This window comes from Microbacterium sp. NPDC028030, from assembly GCF_040637855.1.
Lineage (GTDB): Bacteria > Actinomycetota > Actinomycetes > Actinomycetales > Microbacteriaceae > Microbacterium.
Map to the genome: position 1 here is coordinate 406,850 of NZ_JBEZXF010000001.1, position 21,947 is coordinate 428,796.

The 21,947-nt window shown below is 69.3% G+C and carries 17 protein-coding genes; 3 read left to right on the forward strand and 14 right to left on the reverse strand.

Annotated elements, in window-relative coordinates; genetic code table 11:
- Positions 1–11 precede the first annotated feature (11 nt).
- The 6 genes from AB0E56_RS01940 to AB0E56_RS01965 are packed head-to-tail and all read right to left on the reverse strand — an operon-like array spanning position 12 to position 8,759.
- Positions 12–1,403 (reverse strand): hypothetical protein, encoded by a 1,392-nt coding sequence (locus tag AB0E56_RS01940; RefSeq protein ID WP_359796390.1) that lies wholly within the window; start codon positions 1,401–1,403, stop codon positions 12–14.
- A gap of 34 nt (positions 1,404–1,437) precedes the next feature.
- Positions 1,438–3,657 (reverse strand): peptidase C14, encoded by a 2,220-nt coding sequence (locus tag AB0E56_RS01945; protein WP_359796391.1) that lies wholly within the window; start codon positions 3,655–3,657, stop codon positions 1,438–1,440.
- A gap of 13 nt (positions 3,658–3,670) precedes the next feature.
- Positions 3,671–5,419, reverse strand: a complete 1,749-nt coding sequence (locus tag AB0E56_RS01950; protein WP_359796392.1) for an ABC transporter ATP-binding protein — start codon at positions 5,417–5,419, stop codon at positions 3,671–3,673.
- Complete coding sequence (locus AB0E56_RS01955; RefSeq protein ID WP_359796393.1) at positions 5,416–6,264, reverse strand: ABC transporter permease; 849 nt, start codon at positions 6,262–6,264, stop codon at positions 5,416–5,418. The genes AB0E56_RS01950 and AB0E56_RS01955 overlap by 4 nt, the downstream gene beginning before the upstream one ends.
- Complete coding sequence (locus tag AB0E56_RS01960) at positions 6,257–7,219, reverse strand: ABC transporter permease (RefSeq protein WP_359796394.1); 963 nt, start codon at positions 7,217–7,219, stop codon at positions 6,257–6,259. Before AB0E56_RS01960 ends, AB0E56_RS01955 begins: the two co-directional genes overlap by 8 nt.
- A 1-nt stretch (position 7,220) precedes the next feature.
- A complete protein-coding gene (locus tag AB0E56_RS01965; protein ID WP_359796395.1) occupies positions 7,221–8,759 on the reverse strand; it encodes an ABC transporter substrate-binding protein in 1,539 nt (512 codons plus the stop codon).
- A gap of 170 nt (positions 8,760–8,929) precedes the next feature.
- Here AB0E56_RS01965 and AB0E56_RS01970 point away from each other — a divergent pair, with 170 nt between their 5' ends.
- From AB0E56_RS01970 to AB0E56_RS01980, 3 genes are all read left to right on the forward strand, one after another.
- On the forward strand, positions 8,930–9,643 hold the full coding sequence (locus AB0E56_RS01970; protein WP_359796396.1) for a GntR family transcriptional regulator: 714 nt from the start codon (positions 8,930–8,932) through the stop codon (positions 9,641–9,643).
- A 10-nt stretch (positions 9,644–9,653) separates the two neighbouring features.
- A complete protein-coding gene (locus AB0E56_RS01975) occupies positions 9,654–10,487 on the forward strand; it encodes an SDR family NAD(P)-dependent oxidoreductase (protein ID WP_359796397.1) in 834 nt (277 codons plus the stop codon).
- A gap of 215 nt (positions 10,488–10,702) precedes the next feature.
- Positions 10,703–12,136 carry an amino acid permease gene (locus AB0E56_RS01980; protein WP_359796398.1) on the forward strand — a complete coding sequence of 478 codons (1,434 nt, stop codon included), beginning with the start codon at positions 10,703–10,705 and terminating at the stop codon, positions 12,134–12,136.
- 171 nt (positions 12,137–12,307) lie between these two features.
- Here the strand turns inward: AB0E56_RS01980 and AB0E56_RS01985 are convergent, their stop codons facing one another.
- From AB0E56_RS01985 to AB0E56_RS02020, 8 genes are all read right to left on the reverse strand, one after another.
- Entirely contained in the window at positions 12,308–14,461 is a 2,154-nt protein-coding gene (locus tag AB0E56_RS01985) for a peptidase C14 (protein ID WP_359796399.1), read from the reverse strand.
- A gap of 103 nt (positions 14,462–14,564) precedes the next feature.
- Positions 14,565–15,491, reverse strand: a complete 927-nt coding sequence (locus tag AB0E56_RS01990; RefSeq protein WP_359796400.1) for a GNAT family N-acetyltransferase — start codon at positions 15,489–15,491, stop codon at positions 14,565–14,567.
- Positions 15,492–15,502: 11 nt separating this feature from the next.
- Entirely contained in the window at positions 15,503–16,516 is a 1,014-nt protein-coding gene (locus AB0E56_RS01995; RefSeq protein ID WP_359796401.1) for a hydroxyacid dehydrogenase, read from the reverse strand.
- Entirely contained in the window at positions 16,513–17,598 is a 1,086-nt protein-coding gene (locus AB0E56_RS02000; RefSeq protein WP_359796402.1) for a dihydrodipicolinate synthase family protein, read from the reverse strand. Before AB0E56_RS02000 ends, AB0E56_RS01995 begins: the two co-directional genes overlap by 4 nt.
- On the reverse strand, positions 17,598–18,650 hold the full coding sequence (locus AB0E56_RS02005; RefSeq protein WP_359796403.1) for an epimerase: 1,053 nt from the start codon (positions 18,648–18,650) through the stop codon (positions 17,598–17,600). Before AB0E56_RS02005 ends, AB0E56_RS02000 begins: the two co-directional genes overlap by 1 nt.
- Positions 18,651–18,669: 19 nt before the next feature.
- A complete protein-coding gene (locus tag AB0E56_RS02010) occupies positions 18,670–19,578 on the reverse strand; it encodes a carbohydrate ABC transporter permease (RefSeq protein WP_183151531.1) in 909 nt (302 codons plus the stop codon).
- Positions 19,575–20,480: a sugar ABC transporter permease gene (locus tag AB0E56_RS02015; RefSeq protein WP_359796404.1), complete on the reverse strand. Its 906-nt coding sequence runs from the start codon at positions 20,478–20,480 to the stop codon at positions 19,575–19,577. The genes AB0E56_RS02010 and AB0E56_RS02015 overlap by 4 nt, the downstream gene beginning before the upstream one ends.
- Positions 20,481–20,554: 74 nt before the next feature.
- A complete protein-coding gene (locus AB0E56_RS02020; RefSeq protein ID WP_359796405.1) occupies positions 20,555–21,796 on the reverse strand; it encodes a sugar ABC transporter substrate-binding protein in 1,242 nt (413 codons plus the stop codon).
- Positions 21,797–21,947: the final 151 nt, after the last annotated feature.

The window sequence follows — 21,947 nt, forward strand, 5'->3', positions numbered from 1 at the left end:
TAGGGGGCGGCTCACCGGTCGAGCAGCGCCTCGACGGCGGCGACTGCATGCTCCTCGAGCAGCTCCAGCGCACCGGGCGCGAGCGGGGTCTGCCACGCCTGATACGCGCCGCGTTCGTAGGCGTCGCGCGTGGGCAGGTAGACGAACCCGGGGCCGTTCGTCAGGTTCATCACCACGATCGGCGTGTCGGGGAACCGCGCGCGGAGCGTGGTCTGCAAGCGGGAGTACGCCTCGCCGGGGTGACCGACGATCACCGCGTCGCCGAGCCGCCAGGCCCACACGGGGTGCTGCACCGTCGGACCGTCGATGTATCCGTCGCGGAGGTTGCGGGCGCGGCCGAGGCGCTCTTCGCGGGAGCGGGGGTCGATGTCCTTCCACTCCTCGGCGAGCTCGTCGAGCGTCGGCAGGTCGCGCAGCGGCAGGTCCACGGATGACACCGATCCCCCGGCGCCCTCCCCACCCGAGGCGGCACGTCCGGCCCAGATCGCGAGCGGAGCGCCCGACTCCACGACACCCTTCAACGTCAGCTCCGCACCAGGAACGGGCAGGGCGTCGAGCGCGGCGAGCACCGCGTGTCCGAGAGAGCGTCCGTGGCGATCGGCCACCCCGACGTCGCCGGTGTACTGCTCGCGCGGGGCCAGTTCGCCCGACGCTCCCTGCACGAACAGGCACGGCGCCGCGGTGGCGGCTTCGACGATCTCGCGCATCGCCCCGACGTAGTCCGGCGACACCTCGCGGTTCTGCCAGGCCAGGGTGGTCGGGTGGCAGGCGTAGTTGACGAGCGTCCCCCGCACGGCGCCATCCACACTGAGGCGGCCGATCGTGACGGTGTCGTCCGCCGTCGCTGCGGGGTTGTACCCCACGAGCGCCCGGCCGTCGATGTCGAGCTCACGGTCCGCAGCGAGCGTGCAGGTGCCCGTCGTCCATTCGATGAGTCCGGGCACCGCGCCGTCGAGCGCCTCGCGTCCTGCGGCGACGCCCGCGGCGGCGAGCGCCTCGAGGTATCCGGGGATGAGCTCCCCGCCCGGCAGGTGCGCGTCGGCCGCGCAGAGCACCGCACCCGCGTGCGTGTGCGAGAGCGAGAGCATCAGCTGGTCGGGTTCGAGTCCGAGTCCTGACAGGATCGCTCCGCGCACACCCTGCTCATCGGCGACGCGACGCCACCACGTGCCGTCGACCGCGAGGAGCACGCGCGGCCGGTCGTCGGGCGCGATCACGGCGAGGGCGGTGAGCTCGAACGGACGGTGCGCGCCCTCCGACCGCTCCCAGTCCGCCGGTCCCCAGTTCTTCGCACGGATGCCGATCGGCGGAGTGATGTCGCGTCGGGCCACGCCGATGCGCGCGCGAGTGCGAGGGACGCGGATGCGGTCTCCGATGCGCGTCGTCGATACCGTGTCGCTCAAGACAGGTCCTCCATGTTCTCCATGATGCCGCCGCTCACGCGCTCGTGAGCACGTCGGCGACAAGCACGCGTTCACCGGGCTCGGAGAGGTCTGCCTCGACCCCGCGCTCGACGCAGTCGCTGTAGAGCAGGGTGGACGGCTCCGCGAACCCCCCGGCCATCCGCAGCCGTCCTCCGACGAACTGGCTGCCGGTGACGCGGGCGTGGTTGACGCCCGCACCGATGTCGATATGGGCCGCACCCTTCGGCACCGTCGACGTCACCCCATTCACCCGCCACGAGACCACCCCGGAACCGGCGGCCCTGGTCAGCAGGGCGCCCTCCGTGCGCTCGGTGCCGAGCTCGACGCCCTCCAGCGTGACGGACTGGTCGCGCACCGCCGTCGCGCTCAGCACCACATCGCGCACGGAACCGCCGCGGATCGTCACCTTCGCGGCTCCGAACTCCGCCGGCGCGCCCGTCGCCGGACCGCTCAGGCGGCAGTCGACGAACTCGACGGGTCCGGAACCGCGCGCCTTCGCTCCGTCGATCCCCGTGATCGTGCACCGCACGAAGCTCACCGGAGCGGTGACCGGCGTCTGGACGAGCACCTGGTCCTTGGGCAGGGCGAAGGTGCAGTCCTCGATGACGGTCGGTCGCGACGATCGAGTCGACCGCTGCCCGATGGCCAACAGCCCGGCGGTGCATCCCCGCAGCTGGGCGCCGTCGGCGTTGATCGTCATCGTCGCCTGCGGGTCGAAGGTCGAGCGCGCGATCACCCGCACGTTCTCGAGCGTCAGGTCGCTGATCTTCGTGCCGGCGACGAACCACGAGCAGACGTGGTCGCGCACCGTGATGCGCTTCGCGGAGGTGCCCCACTGCGCGCCGGAGTTGGCGATGTCCATCAGCCCCGAGTTTCCGATGAAGGTCAGGTCGTGCTCGTACTGCCCGTGCGTGGTGAATGGGTTGCCGCCCTGGTCGTCACCGTCGCCGTGACAGTTCTCGACGATGCAGTACGCGCTGGCGGTCAGATCGTTGAGGTGCCGTGCGTTCGAGGATGTGCAGTCGCTCACCCGCCCGTACAGGCTGTAGATCTGCTGCGTGAGATACCCCGCGCCCCCGTACATCACCGTCGGCGGGTTCTCGACGGAGCAGCGTTCGGTCGTGAAGTGCGTGTTCCAGCGCCGCATGATCACGGGCCACCAGGTGCGGCTGGCGTGCACATCCGCGACGTCGCAGTGGATCGCGTATTCGAACGCGATCGGGTGGGAGCCGGTGAGCTCCCGGGAGTCGGGGAACGAGCCGTCCGTCGGTCCGTCGAACGGCCCCGCGCCGAGGAAGCGCATGTTCGAGATGCGCACTCCGGCCACCGGGTCCATCTGCCGCCAGCTGAGCTTTCGGCCCTTCTCCAGCGGCCAGCCGTTGAGGTAGTCGATCCGGATGTGGTTCCCGTCGATCTGTTGCGTCACCTGCACGAACCGCTGGAGCTCGCGCTCATCCGCGCCGCCCCCGGCGACCGGATCGCACTGCACCGCCCACCAGGAGCCGACGGGGAACTTCGACGCGTCGGGCACGGCGACTGCGTCCGTGAGCTCCGGCCACGCCTCCGCCAGCGCATGTTCGACGACGACGTCCTTCGACACCCCGGTGAAGAACATCACGGCGCCGAACGGGTTGTCGTGGGTGTTCGCCTCGATCCCGTCCGTGGTGAGGAGGTGACCGCCGAAGTCGATCTCGAGGTGCGAGCGCGTGAAGCGATGCCGCCGCCGGAACAGCAGGTCCGTGTTCCCCTCGATGCGCCGGATACGGGTGTCGTTCACCATGGCGTCGAGCGCGTCGTCGGCGGGGGTCTCCGGCCCGGTGATGCCGAAGACGCGGAAGTCGACCGTGCCGTCGTGCTGCAGCAGCCAGCGGGTGTCGCGCTTGCCGGCGATCACCGTGCCGCCGTTGGCCTCGACCTTCGCATCTTCGGATCCGACGTACACGAGCAGCCCCGCATCGCCCGGCTTCCGGTACCCGGCGACGATCGCCACCTCACCGTCGCGCGCACGGATCTTCGCCAGCTCGGCGACGGACTCCGCCCGGGTGATGTCCTTCGCGCCCATGGCGACCGGCGCCGCCTGGGCGGATGCCGCACCTGCGAGGGAGCCGGCCGTGCCGAGCGCGACAGCACCGAGCCCGGCCATGAGCGCGCGCCGACTCGTGGAGCGCGCACCGCCCTCCGGTGCGACTGTCTCTGCGTACGGATCCGCCGCAGCGATCGATCGGTCGGTCATGACAACTCCTTCGTCATCGGGTGGTTCCAGCCGGAACGGCCCCCGTGACCGCTCCCCGCGCCTGCCAGAGCGCCGCAGCCTCGGCACGACGCCGGCGCTCCAAGACCGGATCGGCCACCGGGATCGCCGCCATGAGCCCGCGCGTGTACTCGTGCTGCGGATTCGCGAACAGGGCGTCGCGGGCGCCGATCTCGACGATCCGTCCCTGCTGCATCACGGCCACCGTCGACGACATGTACCGGATCACGGCGAGGTCGTGGCTGATGAAGAGGTACGTCAGCCCCAGCTCGGCCTGCAGTTCGCGCAGCAGGTTGAGCACCTGCGCCTGGATCGACACGTCGAGAGCCGAGACCGACTCGTCGAGCACCAGGAACTCCGGCTCGAGCACGAGCGACCGTGCGATGGACACGCGCTGGCACTGACCGCCCGACATCGACCGGGGCAGCCGGTGCGCGAACTCCTCGTCCAACCGCACGCGATGCATGGCCTCGCGCACCTTCTCGGCACGGGTCGCCCTGGTACCGATGCCGTGGGCGAGCAGGGGCGCCTCGATGATCTGCGACACGGTCTGGCGCCGGTTGAGCGCCGAGAACGGATCCTGGAACACCATCTGCATCCGCCGACGCAGGTGTCGCAGCTCCTCGCCGCGCATCTCGTGCGGCCGCTGCCCGTCGAACACGACCGTCCCGCCGTCGATGCCGCCGAGGGCCAGCACCGCCTTCGACACGGTCGACTTGCCCGATCCCGACTCGCCGACGAGTCCGACGGTCTCTCCACGGCGGATCTGGAACGACACGTCGTCGACCGCGGTCACCCGACGGCCCGAGCCGAGCGTGAACACCTTCGACACGCCCTGCACGTCGACCAGTACATCCCCCGATTCGCGGGCGCGGTCGACCGCGCTGATGGAGCCGGCCTCGACGAGCGGCTCCGTGCCCCGCTCCAACACCTCGGCGGAGGTGCGGATCGGCTGATGCACGTCGATCGTGAGGTCGACCACGGCTCCGAGCAGCGCCTTCGTGTACGGGTGCTCGGGGGCGGAGTACAGCGCGTCGACCGGCTGCTCCTCGATGATCGCCCCGCGCCGCATCACATGGATGCGCTCGCAGAAGCCGGCCGCGACGCCGAGGTCGTGTGTGATGAGCACGACGGCGGTGCCGTGCTCATCCGCCAGCCGGTCGAGCAGGTCGATGATGCGCGACTGTGTGGCGACGTCGAGCGCCGTGGTGGGCTCGTCGGCGATGAGCACGGCTGGCCGCGACGACATGGCCATCGCGATCATGACGCGCTGCCGCATGCCGCCCGAAAACTCATGCGGGTACTGCGTCAGGCGCTCCTCGGGCAGCGGCACGCCGACCTCGGTCAGCAGCTCGACGGCTCTGGCGCGTGCCGCATCCTTCGACACCCTGTCGTGCAGGCGGATCGCCTCCACGAGCTGATGACCGATCGTGCGCACGGGGTTCAGCGACGACATCGGGTCCTGGTAGACCATCGCGATCTCGCCCCCGCGCACCCTGGTCATCTCGCGCTTGCTGAGCGTGAGCAGTTCGCGGTCGCGCAGGCGGATGCTGCCGCCGAGCGTCGCGCCGTCGTTCAGACGCATGATCGACAGGGCGGTGAGCGACTTGCCGGAGCCGGATTCGCCGACCAGGCCGATCCGCTCACCGGGGCGCACCGAGAACGAGATGCCCTTGACCGGCATCGCATCGCCGTAGGAGACGGTGAGGTCCTGTACCTGCAGGACGGGAGCGGTGTCCGTCATCGGCCCTTCCCCTTCCGATCGCCGCCGAACTGGTCGGCGAGCACGTTGAGCAGCCAGATGGTCACGAAGATGAACAGCGCGGGGAAGAGCACGTACCCGATCGACTGATACATCTTCTGGTAGCCCTGCTGCACGAGGGTGCCCCAGGTCGCCTCCGGCGGCGCGATGCCGAGGCCGACGAAGCTCATCGACGCCTCGAGCAGGATCGCGTTGGCCGCGTTGATGGCCGCCTGCACCACGATCGGACCTCGGGCGTTCGGCAGCACCTCGGCGAACAGCAGCCTGCTGCGCTTCGAGCCGAAGGCCACGGCGGCTGTGAAGTAGTCCTCCTGCAGTTCGCTCAGCACCGAGGAACGCACCAGCCGCGCGGTCGTCGGAGTGAGCAGGATGCCGATGATCACGGCCAGCTTGACCGGGTCGGCGCCGAACGCCGAGATGAACACCAGCGCGAAGAGGATCTGCGGGATCGCCATGACCGTGTCGGCCAGGCGCATCAGGATCTCGTCGAGGATGCCGCGGGCGAACGCCGCCGCCATCCCCCAGGCGATACCCAGGACCATGGCGACCAGGGTGGCGCCGCCCGCGATGAAGATCGTCAGCTGCCCGCCGTAGAGCACGCGGCTGAACAGGTCGCGGCCGAGTTCGTCGGTGCCGAACAGGTGCACGGCCGACGGTCCGGCGAACCGGTCGGGCGACTGTGCCGAGGGGTCGAACGGCGCGATCACAGGTGCGAGCACGCACGCCAGCACGATCACCGCGAGGAGCGCGAGCGGGATCCACGAGGCGAGCGCGAGCCTCCGCCGCGGACGGGCGGCGCGCAGGGCGAGGGTGAGGGTGTCAGCCACGGCTGCTCCTTGCACGAAGACGCGGGTCGAGCACGCCGTAGAGGAGGTCGACGATGAGCGTGGTGAGGATGAACATCGCGGAGATCAGCAGCACGACCGACTGCAGCACCGCGTAGTCGCGCTTGAACACCGCGTCGATCGCGAGCGAGCCGAGGCCCGGCACGCCGAACACGTACTCGACGATCACGACGCCGCCGAGCGTGTAGCCGACGATCAGGCCGAGCATCGTGAGACCGGGGATCAGCGCGTTGCGCAGTGCGTGCCCGATCACGACGCCACTCGCCGACTGCCCCTTGCCGCGGGCCGTGCGGATGTACGGGGCGTCGAGCACCTCGACCATCGAAGCGCGGAGGAACCGCATGAGCAGAGGCGCCGCGGCGAACGCGAGCGTGAGCGCCGGCAGGATCATGCGCACGAGGTTGTCGCCGGGATCCTCGCTGAAGGGCGTGTAGCCGCGGGCGGGCAGCACCTTGAGCTGCACCGCGAACACCACGATCAGCACGATGCCGATCAGGAACTGCGGCAGGGCCATGCCCGCGGTCGAGATCGCGGTGAGGATGCGGTCGACCACACCGAGCGGGCGCAGCGAGGCGATCACGGCGGCCGGTGTCGCGATGATCACCGCGAGGAGGATGCCGATCAGCGTGAGCTCCAGGGTGGCGGGGAGCCGCTGTGCGATGAGCTCGGACACCGAGTACTGGTTGAAGTACGACTGGCCGAAGTCGCCGGTGAACACGCCGCCGATCCACCGCAGGTACTGCTCGATGATCGGCGCGTCGAGGCCGGCCTCCTCTCGGAGGCGCTGGAGCATCTCGGCATCCACGCCCGGCGTCGAGCCGAGGCGCGTGATGACGGGGTCGCCCGGCAGCAGCCGGAGCACGACGAACACGAGAAGCGAGGTGGCGATCAGCATCGCGATGCTGATCGCCACCCGCCGAAGGATGGACAGCGCCACGTCAGCCCTTGAGCTGTGCGCCTTCGAGGTGCAGCTGCCCGCCGCCCTCGACCCAGACGCCGTCGACCTTCGTGCTGGTCGCGGTGACGACCGTGGACTGCAGCGGCACGATCAGCGGGACCTGCTGGTTGATGATCGTCTGCACCGTGCCCCACTTCTCGGCGCGTGCGGCCTCGTCGGGCTCGGCGACGGCGTCGGCGAACGCGGTCTGGAAGTCGGGATCGACCCAGTTGCACTCGCAGCGGCCCTCGAGGTAGAAGTTCAGCGAGTACGCGGGCTCCGGAGGCGTGGACTGGAAGTTCGGCACGATGTAGCCGGGGAAGCTCTTGCCCGCCGGGTAGAACGAGTCGACCCAGGTGCCGATGTCGTTGTTGTCGATCTTGAGCGTGATGCCGATCTCCTTCAGGCTCGCCTGCAGGATCTCACCGCTCGTGTTCCACTCGGGGTACTGCCCGGCGACGCCCCACCATGTGAGCGTGCTGCCCTCGGTGACACCGGCTTCGGCGAACAGCTCCTTGGCCTTGTCGAGGTCGTAGGAGTAGTCGGTCAGGTCGCCGCCGAACCACGGGTTGACCTCGCCGAGCGCGTTGTTCGTCGGCGAGACGGTGCCCTGTCCGTAGTACGCGGCCTCCAGGATGGCCTCACGGTCGGTCGCGTAGGCGAGCGCCTGACGGGCACGCACGTCATCGAACGGCGCCGACTGCGTGTCGACCTCCCACGAGGGCCACTGGCTCGGGTTCTCGGGCTTGACGAGCGCGATGTCCCCGCCGCCCTCGAGCCCGGCGACGTCGCCCTGGGGAACGGACCACAGCACGTCGATGTCGCCGGAGCGCAGGCCGGTGACGGCCGCTGTCGACTCCGCGGCCTTGACGAGGGTGATCTCGTCGAGCGCCGGGGCCTCGCCGAAGTACTCGGGGTTCGGCACGAGGGTCAGGCTGTCGTCGGGGGTGAAGGTGTCGACGATGTACGGGCCGGTGCCGATCGGCTCCTTGTCGATGGTGTCGAGCGCGTCGACGTCGAGCATCTTGACCCACACGATGCCGGCGGCGAAGGTGGCGATCGGCTCGGACAGGGTGATGACGACGGTCTTCTCGTCGGACGCCGTGACATCCGTGACCATGTCGATCTTGTTCTTCTCCTGGGTCGCCGTCTCCGGGTCCAGGTAGTACTCGAACGACGCCACGGCATCCTCGGCCGTGAAGGGGTCGCCGTTGGAGAACGTCACGCCGTCGCGCAGGGTGAAGGTCCAGGTCTTCTGGTCCTCCGATGCCTCCCACTTCTCGGCGAGGTCGCCGACGATCTCACCGGACTCGTCGGTCTTGGTGAGGCCGTTCCACAGCAGCGGGAACAGCACCTCCTCCCAGGCGAACGTGCGGATGGCCGGGTTGAGCTGCGGGATGCCTTGCGCGGCGGCGACGGTGAGGGAGCCGCCTTCCTGCGCCTGGCCTCCGTCGGACGAAGGGGTGCTGCTGCAGCCAGCGGTGATGAGCACGGCGGTGAGCAGCGCTGCTCCGCCGAGCAATACACGACGACGCGACATGGGTGCCTCCAAGGGTCGGGTGATGCGTTCGGGTCAGGAAGGGTTTCGCTATAGCATGTAGCAAATGCGCGGCGGCGTCTAGTGCGAATGAGGCGAATGCGGTTACGTTCTCGTTACGCCCCTCGGGCGGTCATCCCGACACTCCGAGGGATTTGCCATAGCATCGGTCGATGCAGGAACTCGTGCGAGAGCCGCCCGCGGCTTCCGGCACAGACAGGAGAGCCACGGTGCGCAGCGTCTCGGATCAGAACATCGCCGAACAGGTCACGGACGAGCTGCGCGCGGCCATCCACTCCGGAGAGCTCGCCCCGGGGGAGCGCCTCGTGGAACGCAAGCTCGCCGACCGGCTCGGCGTCAGCCACATCCCGGTGCGCGAGGCGCTGACCCGTCTCGCAGAGGAGCGCCTGATCACCCGAGAGCCCCGTCGTGGCGCGCGCGTCGCGCAGCTCAGCGCACAGGACCTCGAGGAGATCTCGAGCCTGCGGATCGTGCTCGAGCAGTTCATGGCGATCCGGGTGCAGGAACGATGGAACGAGGAGTCGGCCGCCCGGCTCGGCGCGATCATCCAGGACATGTCCGACGCCGCCCCGGGAGACATCGCCGAGGTGCTTCGTCAGGACCGCCTCTTCCACGAGACCCTCGCCGACCTCGCCGAACACCGTTTCCTCGACGAGCTCAGCGGTCAGCTTCGCGGGCGCATCACCGGTTTCATCCAGGCCGCCAACTCCGCGCTCGATCCGACCGAGCAGGAGGAGCACGTGCGCAGTCACCAGCAGATCGTCGACGCCATCGCCAGCGGCGACCCGGAACAGGCGCGCGCCGTGATCGCCGAGCATGTCACGCGCGCCGTCCGACGCATCACTCCCTCCGTCCCTGCGGAGTGAGCGCCCGACCGTGAAGACCATCGTCCTCACCGGAGCATCCGACGGCATCGGCGCAGCGGCCGCCCGCCAGCTCTCCGCACCGTCGAACCGCCTCATCCTCGTCGGCAGATCGGCCGAGAAGACACGTGCTGTCGCCGAGGAGACCGGCGCCACCTGGTTCACGGCCGACTTCGCCCGCCTCGACGACGTGCGAGCCCTCGCCGCGCAGATCACGGATGCGGTCGGCGACAGCGGCATCGATGTGCTCGCGAACAACGCCGGAGGCATCTTCGGGGATCCGACGCCGACCGTCGACGGATTCGAGAAGACCATGCAGGTCAATCACCTGGCGCCGTTCCTGCTCACCCACCTGCTGCTGCCCGCCCTGCTGCGCTCTCGCGGGGCGGTCGTCAACACCTCCAGCATCGCCCATCGCCTCTTCGGACACCTCGACGTCGACGACCTCGACAACGCTCGACGCTTCAGCCCGAACAAGGCCTACGGCGATGCCAAGCTCGCCAACGTGCTGTTCGCCAGGAGCCTGCACACGAAGTTCCACGCCGACGGGCTCAGTGCGGTGGCGTTCCACCCCGGGACCGTGCAGACCAACTTCGCCTCGGACTCCTCGAGCATCATGCGGCTGCTGTACCGCACGCCGCTCAAGCACCTCATGCTCATCGGTGCGGACAAGGGCGGGGCGACGCTGCGGTGGTTCATCGAGGGGACCCCGGATGAGACCTGGTTCTCGGGCGCGTACTACGACGAGCGTGTGCTCACGACGAAGGTGAACCCGCAGGTGGACGACGCCGCGCTCGCCGAGGCGCTCTGGCAGCGCAGCGCCGCCCTCACCGGCATCCGCCCGTAGCCCTCGCGCGGTCCCGCTCCCGCGTCCGTCCCCGCCCGCGCCCGGCTCCCGCTCCGCGTCCGGCGAGCGCACGGCTTCGTGTCGGGTGCACGACTTCGCAACGCGAAGAACCCGTGCTCTCGCGAACACACCGTGCACTCGGCGGGCGGGGTGAGCCCTCGACCCTCGTGACGTGTAACATGTCACTGTCATCAAGAAGGGCGATGAGACCGCGAATGAGTGCAGCGAAGCAGAACAGGTCCGTGTGGAGGCGCAAGCCGCTCGACGAGATGACGGAGGATGCCGCGCACAGCGGCCTCTTCAAGTCGCTCGGGCTGTGGCAGCTGACGGCCATCGGGGTCGGAGGCATCATCGGCGTCGGGATCTTCTCGCTCGCGGGCCTCGTCGCACACGGCGATGCCGAGAATCCCGCGGTCGGTCCGGCCGTGCTGGTGTCCTTCCTCATCGCAGGGCTCGCGTCCGCAGCGGCCGCGCTCTCGTATGCCGAGTTCGCCGGGATGATCCCCCGCGCGGGCTCCGCCTACAGCTACGGCTACGTCGCCCTCGGCGAGCTCGCCGGATGGTTCATCGGGTGGGACCTCCTTCTCGAGTACGTCGCGATCGTCGCGGTCGTCGGCATCGGGATCTCGGGGTACCTCGACGCGTTCCTGTCCGGGTTCGGCATCCATCTTCCGACCGCGCTCACCGAGACCTTCGATCAAGCCGGCGGGGTGGTCAACGTCCCCGCCATCGTGGTCTGCCTGTTCGTGACGTTCCTGCTCAGCCGCGGCACGAAGACGTTCGGGCGCTTCGAGCTGGTCGCTGTCGCCGTCAAGATCATCCTGATCCTGGCGATCGTCGGACTCGGCGTGTTCCACATCGACGCCGCCAACTACGACCCCTTCATGCCGAGCGGCTTCGGCCCGGTGTTCACGGGTGCGGCGACGGTCTTCTTCGCGGTGTTCGGCTACGACGCCATGAGCACGGCCGCCGAAGAGGCGAAGGACGGCCGGAAGCACATGCCGAAGGCGATCATCCTGTCGCTCGTCATCGCGATGCTGCTCTACGTCGCGGCGACCCTTGTGCTCACCGGCATGCAGAACTATGAGGACATCGACCCCAAGGCGGGGTTCGCCTCGGCGTTCTCCAGCGTGGGACTCCCGGTGATCGCGTCGATCATCTCGGTGTTCGCGGTGCTGTCGATCCTCACCGTCATGCTCACCTTCCTGCTCGGCGCGACGCGCGTGTGGTTCAGCATGAGCCGCGACGGCCTGCTGCCCGGGTGGTTCGCCGCGGTCGACCGGCGCGGAGTGCCCCAGCGGGTCACCTGGATCGCCGGCCTCGGTTCAGCGTTCTTCGCGGGGGTCTTCCCGATCAGGGTCGTCGCCGACCTGACCAACATCGGCATCCTGGCAGCCTTCGTCGTCGTCTGCGTGGCTGTGATCGTGTTCCGCTACACGAAGCCCGACGCCCCGCGCACGTTCCGACTGCCGTTCATGCCGCTGGTCCCGGTGGTCGGTGTCGCGTTCTCGCTCTTCCTCATCTCGCAGCTGCACTGGGAGACGTGGGTGCGCTTCGGCGTGTGGCTCGTCATCGGACTGATCGTGTACTTCGAGTACGGCCGCCACCACTCGCTCATGAACCCCGACAGCCCCCGGCACTCACGCTGACCCCCCTCCTCCCTCGCGTCCGCCGCCACCCGGACACCCCGGCGCCCGCGCATCTGTCGGGACTCTTCACGGATGTCGGGCCGGAACACGGTTTCCGGCCCGACATCCGGACATCCTCCCGACGGATGCCGCATACCGACAGCCCCGACGGGCGCCGGGGGCGGGTGGGGGTCAGACCACGAGGTTGGCCGTGTCGACCACGCGGTCGCCCTCGGCGGGGAAGGCCGTGCGGGTGACGCCGGACTCCACGTTGCCGGTGTGCAGCAGCGTGGACGAGGCGCCGAACGCGGCATCCGCCAACTCCAGCGCGCCACCCTCGAAGCGGTTCCCGGTCGCGCGGTAGTGGGTCACGCCCTTCGTGACCGCGACGTGCGTGGCCGCGCCGTCCGCGCGGAAGGTGTTGTCGCTCAGCGTGAGGTGCAGTTCGCCGTCACCCGTCCGTGCCACGCCGGTGCCGCCCTTGAGAGCCACATCCGAACCGGCGATCTCGATCGCCTGACGCTCGCTCCTGGCCGCGGCGAGACGGGCGTTCCGGAGCGTCGACCCCTCGATGCGCAACCGCTCCGACGACGTCGCGATGGGCGCCGCGTCGTCTGCAGCGGACAACGTCGACCCGCGGAAGGTCACCGCACCCGAACCCGCGATCTTCATGCCGCCGACCCGGTCGAGCACGGTGTCGACGAAGGTGACCGGGGTCTTCACGGTGGCGTTCGTGAGCTCGCCAGGGGCGACGAACGTGAAGTGCGAGTCGGCGATCACGGTCGGCCGCGCCGAGTTGTCCGAGGCCTGCGTGATGATGAGCGTGTCCGATGCGGTGCACCCCCGCAACTGTGCGCCGTCGGCGTTGATCCACAGCATGCCTGAGCCCGCGAGAGACGGCTTGCCGATCACCTGCACGTCTTCGAGCGTGAGGTCGGTGATGCGCACTCGCGCGACGAACCACGAGCACACGTGCTTGCGGACCGTGATGCGCTTGGCCGCCGACCCCCACGCCGCACCCGAGTTGGCGAAGGTCATCAGCCCCGAGTTGCCGGTGTAGGTGAGGTCGTGCTCGTACTGTCCGTGGGTGACGAACGGACCCTGGTCGTCGCCGTCGCCGTGGCAGTTCTCCACCAGGCAGTAGGCGCTCGCGGTGAAGTCGTTCAGGTGCCGGGAGTTCGCGGTGTGGCAGTTGGCCACATATCCGTACAGGCAGTAGATCTGCTGCGTGAGGTATCCCGCCCCGCCCCAGGTGACCGAGGTCGGGTTCTTCAGCGTGCAACTCACGGTCGAGTAGTACGTGTTCCACCGTCGCTGGATGAGCGGCCAGAACGTACCGGTGCCGTCGATGTGGTCGACGTCGCAGCGCACCGCATACTCGAACGCCAGCGGGTGCGAGCCCGTGTACTCGTCGGTGCCGGTGCCGAGGAACTTGAGGTTCGACACCGTGACGTCCTGCACCGGCTTCACGTGACGCCAGGTCATCGTGCGGTCCTTGCCCAGCGGCCAGCCGTTCTTGTAGTTGATGCGGATGTGCGTGCCGTCGACGATCTGCGTCACCTGCACCATCCGCTGCAGTTCCCGCTCCCACCGGCCCGACAGCGCGTTCACCTCGGCCGCGTACCAGGAGCCGACGGCGAAGAACGAGGAGTCGGCCACGGGGAAGATGTCGCCGAGATCGGGGACGACCTCGTTCAGACGCGCCTCGTGCACGGCATCCGTCACCTCACCGCGGAAGAACATGACCGCGGCGAACGGGTCGTCCTTGCCCGCGTTCTCGATCCCGACGGTGGTCATCAGGTGCCCGCCGAAGTCGAACGCGATGTTCGACCGCGAGAAGGTGTGCCGGCGCACGAAGTTGAGGTCGCTGTGCGCCTCGACCCGGTGGATGCGCGCATCCTTCACCATCGCGTCGAGCGCGTCGTCGGCGTTCACGGTCGCATCCATGACCCCGAACATCCGGAAGTCGACCACGCCGTCGTGCACCAGCACCCATGCACCACCCTTGGGCGCCGCGAGGACGGTGCCGCCGTTGGCCGCGGGGGCATCCTTCTTCACGAAGCGATAGAGCCCGTCGCCGCCGTCGCCCGCCGCGGCGTACCCGGTCGTACGCACCAGGTCGCCGTCCTTGCCCTTGCGCGTGGCGAGCTCGGTCGCGGTGCCGCCGTTGGCGACGTTCGCCGCGCCCGACGAGCTCAGCGGCGCCGCGGGGCCGGCCGCCTGGGCAGGGGTCTGCGAACCGACCGCGACGACGCCGCCGAGTGCCGCCGCGCCGAAACCGGCGAGCAGCATGCGTCGGCTGCGCAGCGCGGCGGTGTCGGTCTCGATGTTGTCCAGCTGGGTCATGCTCTTCCTCCTTGCGGCGTCCTCGCCGCGGTCAGGCGTCCGGCCCTGTGGCCGGACCGCGTTCTCCGATCCGTTCCCCATCCCCAGCTCTCCGAGCAGCTGCTCAGAAGTAGTCGCCCGCCGTGAAGTGACGGATGCCGTGCAGTCGGGCCTCGCGTCGCAGCGGGCGCACCATCCCGGTGCGGTCTTCCTGTCGCACGGCGTGCGGCGCGAAGTCGTGGACCACCCGTTCCTCCTCGGGCAGCGCGGGAACGGCGAGTTCGCACGCACGCACGCCGGCCGCAGCCCAGTCCGCGGCGACCGCGGCGTACAGCTCGCGGTACACGGCTGCAGATCCGCCGGGTTCGGGGAGCACGGCACTCTCGAGCAGCCTGCCGAGATCGCCGTCCGTGTCGGCGATCGCGTAGCCCCGCACCGCAGAGCCCTCGACCCGGCGGTACAGGCGGGCCCCGCGCATCCGCACCTCGGCCATCGTCCAGTCCCGGTCGTCGCGCACCGGCGCGAGCACGACGCGACCCGCGCGCGAGCGCTCGTAGACCCCGCCCAGAGAACCGAGGCTTCCCAGACCGACGGTCTCGCGCTCGACGCGGCCCGCGGCCTCCGCGAACGCGGGAGCGGTCCACGGGCCACGCAGGGTCCGCGGCATCGAGAACGACGCGAACCCGCTGGAGCGGTACACGTCCGGCGTACCCGTGAACAGCAGGGCCCAGTCGGCGTCGCGCGCTGTCTCCAGCGTCGCGGCGACGAGCCGGCGGGCGAGTCCCTTCCCCCGAGCGCGCTCCGCGACCGCGACGCTGCCGATCGCGTGCACGTCCGCGACCCCGCCATCGGATTCGCGCAGCCGCTTGGGCAGGCCGTAGATCGATCCGCACACGCCCGCGTCGTCTTGCGCCACGAGCGTGTGCGCGAGGCGCTGTGCGTCGACGAGCCACTGATCCGGCGCCAGCGCGGGCGTGAACACGGTCGCCCACAGAGCCGTGAGCCCAGGCTGATCCTCGGCACGGGCCGGACGGATCGTGGCCCCGCTCATCGGCTCGAGGCTCATGCCATCGACGACAGCTGGGCGCGGTCGACCGCGTGCACGAGCGGGCGTCCCTCGACGAAGGCTTCGACCTCATCCGCGATGATCCGCCCCTGACGCAGTCGTCCCTCTCGGGTACCGGCCGCGCGGTGCGGGGTGACCAGGACTCCGCGGAGTGCACGGAAGGGGCTGTCCGCGGGGAGGGGCTCCTCGTCGAACACGTCGATCGCGGCGCTGAGCCGACCGCGCCGCAGTTCCTCGATCAGGGCGGCCTCGTCGACGAGCCAGGAGCGCGCCGTGTTGACGAGTCCCGCGCCGTCGCGCATCAGCGCGAGCTCGCGCCGACCGATCAGGTGGTGGGTCTCCGGCAATGTGGGGGCGTGCACGGCGACGATCTGCGCACGGCGGAGGGCGTCGTCGAGGGAGAGGAGTTCGGCCCCGAGCGCGGCGGCAGCGGCGGCGTCGATCGTGGGGTCGACCAGCAGCGGCTCGGCCCCGAGGGCACGGATCAGCTCCAGGTAGGCCCGTCCGGTGCGCGAGGCCCCGATCACGGCGATCGGTGCACCGAGGATCTCGTGCTGCACCCCCGCCGCAGCGGCGTCGTGCCAGCCGTCGCCCGCACGCAGCGCGTCGTGCATCTCGGGAACGCGGTGCAGCAGCGCGAGCGTGAAGGTCAGCGACACCTCTGCCACCGACCGCGCCATCCCCGCTCCGGCCTGAGTGACCAGGACGCCGCGGTCGAAAAGCTCGTCGGTCGCGAAGGGCTTGATCGTCGCGCCGGTGTGCGCGATCAGCTCGAGCTTCGGCAGCGATGCGAGCACGGCCGCGTCGAAGGGCCCGACACCCCAGCTCGTGATGACGATGCGCGCCGCGCCGAGCTCGGCGTCGGAGAGCCGGTCGACGCGCACGAAACCGCCGCCGAGACGCTCGGCCGCGGCACGGAGCCGCTCGGCGTCCGCGACAGAGAAGAACTCAGCGAAAAGCTCTTCCGAGACGACCGCGACCACGGCCGGTGCGCTCGTCGAGACGGTCATCGCAGCCAGTCCTCGAGGTTCTCGGCGATGAAGGCGTCGTCGTTGAGGGCGGGGTAGGCGTGGCGCACCCGCTCGATCTCCTCGGCCTGTCCTGCCGAGAGCCCCTCCGCCGGGTCGAGGCACCAGATGCCGTCGAGCAGCCCCTGTTGCCGCAGCATCTCGTGCACCCCGGCGATCACCCCGTGGAAGTCGTTCCCCGGATCGAACACGGCCTGGTTGACGTCGACCATGTCGGAGGCGAGGAGTCCGAGCTCACGGTAGGCCTCGGCATCGCCGTCCATCGCCTGACGGACCCGGTCCAGCAGCGCGACCGCCGCCCTGGTGCCGACTGCCCACTGGCCCAGCAGCCCGCCCACGAAGCGGAGCGTGCGAGGACCGTCCGGCGCGTCCACATGGAACGCGGAGAGCAGATCTGCGACGATCGCGTCGTCGTTGCCGGTGTAGAGCGCGATCTCGTCCGCCCGACCCGACGCGGCGACCCCGCGCACGAGTTCGAGCGTGCGGTAGCGGTCGAAGGGCGCGGCCTTGACGGCGACGACCGACGGGATCGCGGCGAACTCGCGCCAGAAGTCGCGGTCGAGCACCGGCCCGCCGATCGCCGTCTGGAGGTAGAAGCCGACCAGCGGCAGCACCTCGCCCACGGCGCGGGCGCGTTCGAGCAGGGCACGCTCGTCGGCGCCCGCGACGCGAGGACTCACGAGCACCGCGTCGTAGCCGAGCGAGCGGGCGAGCTCGGCCTCGGCCACGGCCTGTGCGGTGTCTCCGGCGACGCCCGCGATGCGCACGAGACTCGCGTCGTCGCGGGCATCCATCTCCTCCGCGGCCAGCGCGAGCACCGGCTCGAAGAGGGCGTGCTCGGGGTCGCGGATCTCGAACTGGGTCGTGTGGACGCCGACCGCGAGACCACCGGCTCCCGCGTCGAGGTAGTAGCGCGAGAGGGCGCGCTGGCGACGCTCGTCGAGTGTGCGGTCGGCGGTGAGGGCGAGCGGATGCGCGGGGATCACGGCGCCACGGGCCAGGGTCGCCGCGGCCTCGGGGCGCAGCGATGGCACGGTCGCGGTGCGCGCTGTGGAGATCGCCATCAGAACTTCCCGTCCCGCACGGCCCACTTGGTCGGCTTCGCGATCATGGGGAGCTCGGCGGTGATCCACTCGGCCTGCATGCCGATCAGGGTCTCGGCCGAGACCGCCGGGTAGCCGAACAGCGCCATGCACCGGCGGGCGTCGCTGAGCAGAGCGGTCGGCTGCGGCTCGTCGACGATCGCGACCTCACGGTCGAACAGCGCGCCGAAGCGACGCGCGATCGACTCGACGCTCAGCAGCTCAGGACCGGTCAGGTTGATCGTGAAGGGCGCGGTCGACGCATGCACGAGGCTGCGCAGCACCACCTCGTTCGCGTAGCCCTGCCAGATCACGTTCACGTTGGCCGTGGCGACCGAGACGGGCTGCCCGGCGTGCACGGCGCTGCCGATGTCGGCCAGCACGCCGTAGCGCAGATCGACGGCGTAGTTCAGACGGATGATCGCGACCTTCGTGCCGCGCTCCTGCGCGCCGAACTCGAACACCCGCTCGCGGCCCAGGCACGACTGGGCGTACTCGCCGATCGGCGCGGGCTGGACCTCTTCGGATGCCCCGCCCGAGGAGGCGGGAAGGAACGGATACACGTTGCCGGTCGAGAGCACCGAGATGGCGCTGTCCCGGTAGCGGCGGGCGACACGGTCGGGCAGAGCGGCATTGACCTCCCATGCCCACGACGCGTTGGTCGCGGCGCCGAACTTCGCGCCGACCATGAAGACCACGTTGGGCGCGTCCGGCAGGGACGCGAAGTCGTCGTTCTCGATCAGGTCGAACGAGACGACCTTCACGCCCGCGGCCTCCAGGCGCTCGCGGATCGCGGCGTCGCCGAAGCGCGAGACCGCGTACACCGCGTCATCGGTGCGGCCGGCGGCGTCCATCCCGCGGCGCGCGAGCATCGCCAGGGTCGGGCCCATCTTGCCGCCCGCCCCGAGGATCACGAGGTCTCCCGCCCCGCGGGAGAGGTCGGCGATCAGGCCGGCGCTCGGTGTCGCGAGCGCCTCCTCGAGCTCCGCCTCCGTCGTGAATTGGCGCTGCGTCGTGAACTGGTGCTGAGTCACGTGGTGCTTTCCCTTCTTCTCAGCCCTTGATGCCCGTACCGGCCACGCCCTCCTGCACGTACCGCTGAGCGATGAGGTACGCGAGGAAGATGGGCAGCAGCGCGACGACGGATCCGGCGAGCATGGTGCTCAGCGGGACGTTCTGCTGCTGCAGCGACGAGATGCCGACGGTGAGTGTGAACATCGAGTTGGATTTCGCGATGATGAGCGGCCACAGGAAGTCGTTCCAGTGCCACAGGAAGACGAAGATGCCGAGCGTCGCCAGGATCGGCTTGCACAGCGGCAGCACGATGCGCAGGAAGATGCGGAACTCCCCGGCGCCGTCGATGCGCGCGGCCTCGAACAGCTCGTCCGGCAGCCCCGAGATGAACTGCCGCATCAGGAACACGGCCTGCGCGTTCGCGAGCGAGGGCAGGATCAGGCCCCAGTAGGTGTCGACGCCGCCGAGGTTCGCCATCAGGATGAACGTCGGGATCAGGGTGACATGGAACGGCACCATGACCATCGCGAGGAACGACCAGAACATCACCTCTTTGCCACGGAAGCGCTTCTTCGCGAAGGCGTAGCCCGCCAGTGCCGAGAAGAACAGCACCGCGACGACCGAGACGAGCGAGTAGATGAGCGTGTTGCCGAGCCATCCGAGGATGTTCTGTCCCGCGAGCACCTGCTCGTAGGCGTCGAAGGAGATGTCGGTCCACGGCAGCAGCGACCCGGGCAGTTCGACGACCATCCCGGGCTTCAGGCTCAGCACGACCATGGCGTAGAAGGGGAAGAAGCTGAGGATGCCGGCGAGGCTCAGCCAGATCCACCGCCCGACGATGCCCCATCCGGTCGGCTGAAGGGCACGGTAGGCGCGGCGTTGCTTCGACGACGTCTTCGGCGGCTTCGGCGTCTCGGTCGACGTCGGCGGCTGCATCAGAGCGGTCATTTCTGCTTTCCGATCACCAGGCGCTGGATGAGCGCGACGACGAGGGTCATGATGAACAGGGCGACGCCGATCGCGGCGGCATAGCCGTAGTCGAAGTAGCGGAAGCCCTGGTCGTAGAGCATGTAGACGAGCGAGTAGCTGGCGTTGGCCGGCCCGCCCTGGGTCATGACGTAGATGACGTCGAAGACCTGGAACGCGGCGGTCGTCTCGATCACCGCGAGGAAGAAGAAGGTCGGCCGCAGCACGGGGAGGATGACGTAGCGGAAGCGCTGCCAGGCGTTGGCGCCGTCCATCAGAGCGGCCTCCTCGAGCTCGCGTGGCACGTCCTGCAGCGCGGCGATGAGGATCATCATCCCGTAGCCGAAGCGGGACCAGACGCCGACGACCACGATCGCCGGGATGACGAGCACGGTGCTGCCGAGCCAGGATCCGCCGAGACCGAGCGGGGTCATCAGCGCCGACCAGGGGCCGTTCGCCGAGAAGATCCAGACGAAGATCGAGCCGGCGAGCACGAGCGAGGTGATGACGGGGAGGAAGAAGATCGAGCGGAAGAAGCGGGCACCGCGGAACGCGCGCCGCACGCCGAGGGCCATCACGGTCGAGAGCACGAGCGCGATCGGCACCGCGAACACCGTGTAGATCAGGGTGGTGCCCATCGCACGCCAGAACAGCGGATCGGCGATCATGCGCTGGAAGTGGTCGAGTCCACGCCAGGCGATCTCGCCGGTGATGTCGTAGTCGAAGAAGCTCAGCGCGACACCGACGATGCTCGGGCCGAAGCGGAAGGCGATGAACAGGAGGAACGCGGGGAGCACGAAGAGGAACGCGATGCGCGCCTCACGCCGTGCCAGGATCCGCGTGACCCGCCCTGCGGGCCTCTTCGCCGTGGTTGCCGTCGTCATCAGTGGTACCTCACGTGGGGGAGTGAAGGGGGATGCCGGGGGCGCGCGCCGGTGAGCGCACGCCCCCGATCCTGTTACTTCTTGATCAGCGGTGCCGCGGCGGCCGCAGCATCCTTGAGCGCGTCCTCAGGCGACTTCTGCCCGAGGAGGGCGGCCTGGATCTCCGGCGCGAGCACGCCCATCAGCGCACGGGACGAGGCGTCGAGTTCGCCCACCGTGGTGTCGGGGACGTACTTCTCGACCTCGCCGAGCAGCGGGTCGTCCGCGTACATGGGCTCGGTGGTGCTGAGCGCCGAGAAGAAGCCGGCGGCCTTCAGGTAGGGCTCGACCACGTCGGCACCGGTCGCGTACTCGGCGAACTTCGCCGCGGCGTCCTGCGCCTTGGATCCCTTGAGCACCGACAGCGAGCCGACCGTGCCGTACGCCACGGACTCCTTCTCGGTCAGCGGCGCGAGGACCTTGACGTTCTCCTCGCCCCAGAAGGGCAGGACCTCGGGCACGGCGTTGTTCCACGTGCAGGCGACCTTGCCCTGAGCGACGGCGGTCTGCTCGAGCGGGACGTTGGTGGTGAGGGCCTCGGGGTCGAGCGCTCCCGCCTCGGCCAGGTCGGTGAGGAAGGTGAGCGCCTTCTCGCCTTCCTTGCTGTCGAAGCCGACGTCGCCGTCCTTCGTGTAGGCCTCGCCGCCCGCCTGCCACAGCAACGGGTAGTAGGTGAGGTTGAGGGTGTTCTCAGCCGACGCCGGGTAGTTCAGGGCGTACATGCCCTTCTCGGCGAACTTCGGCGCCATCTCGGCGATGTCGTCCCAGGTCTCCGGGTACTCGGTGACGCCGGCCGCCTCGAACGCCGCGGCGTTGCAGAGGAGCGGCTGGGCGCTGGTGAGGATCGGCGCGCCGAGGATGTCGCCGTCGAGGGTGACCGACTCCTTGACGTTCGGCAGCAGCTCCTCCTGGCGCTCCTCGCTCAGCAGGTCGTTGAGCGGTGCGATCGACTTCTGGTACGCCGCGAGCTGGTCGGGGATCAGGTAGACGACGTCGGGTCCCTTGCCGGCCGCGATCGCGGTCTGGAGGGCCTCGTCGCGGTTCGCCCACGGGAAGATCTCGTAGTCGACGTTGATGTTCTCGTTCTTCTTCTCGAAGTCGGCGATCGTCGAGTCCCAGAAGTCCTTGTGCACCGCCTCGTCGGCGATGACCGGGTAGAGCCAGACCGTGATGTCCTGCTCACCCTCTGCGGTGTTGCCTCCGCCGGCCGAACATCCGGCCAACAGGGTGGCGGCCGCGACTCCCGCGACGACGCCGGTGATCTTGCTGACGCGCATGGTGCTCCTTTGCTTATACCGTGCTGAGTACGGTTCATTATGACACTGCGATGGGATAATTCGTCAAGTACAAGTTCTCAGCCGGTTGTTTCCAGCGTGTTTCCTGCGGATCAACATCAAAGCTTGATCTGAGAATCCGGTGTGCTAATTT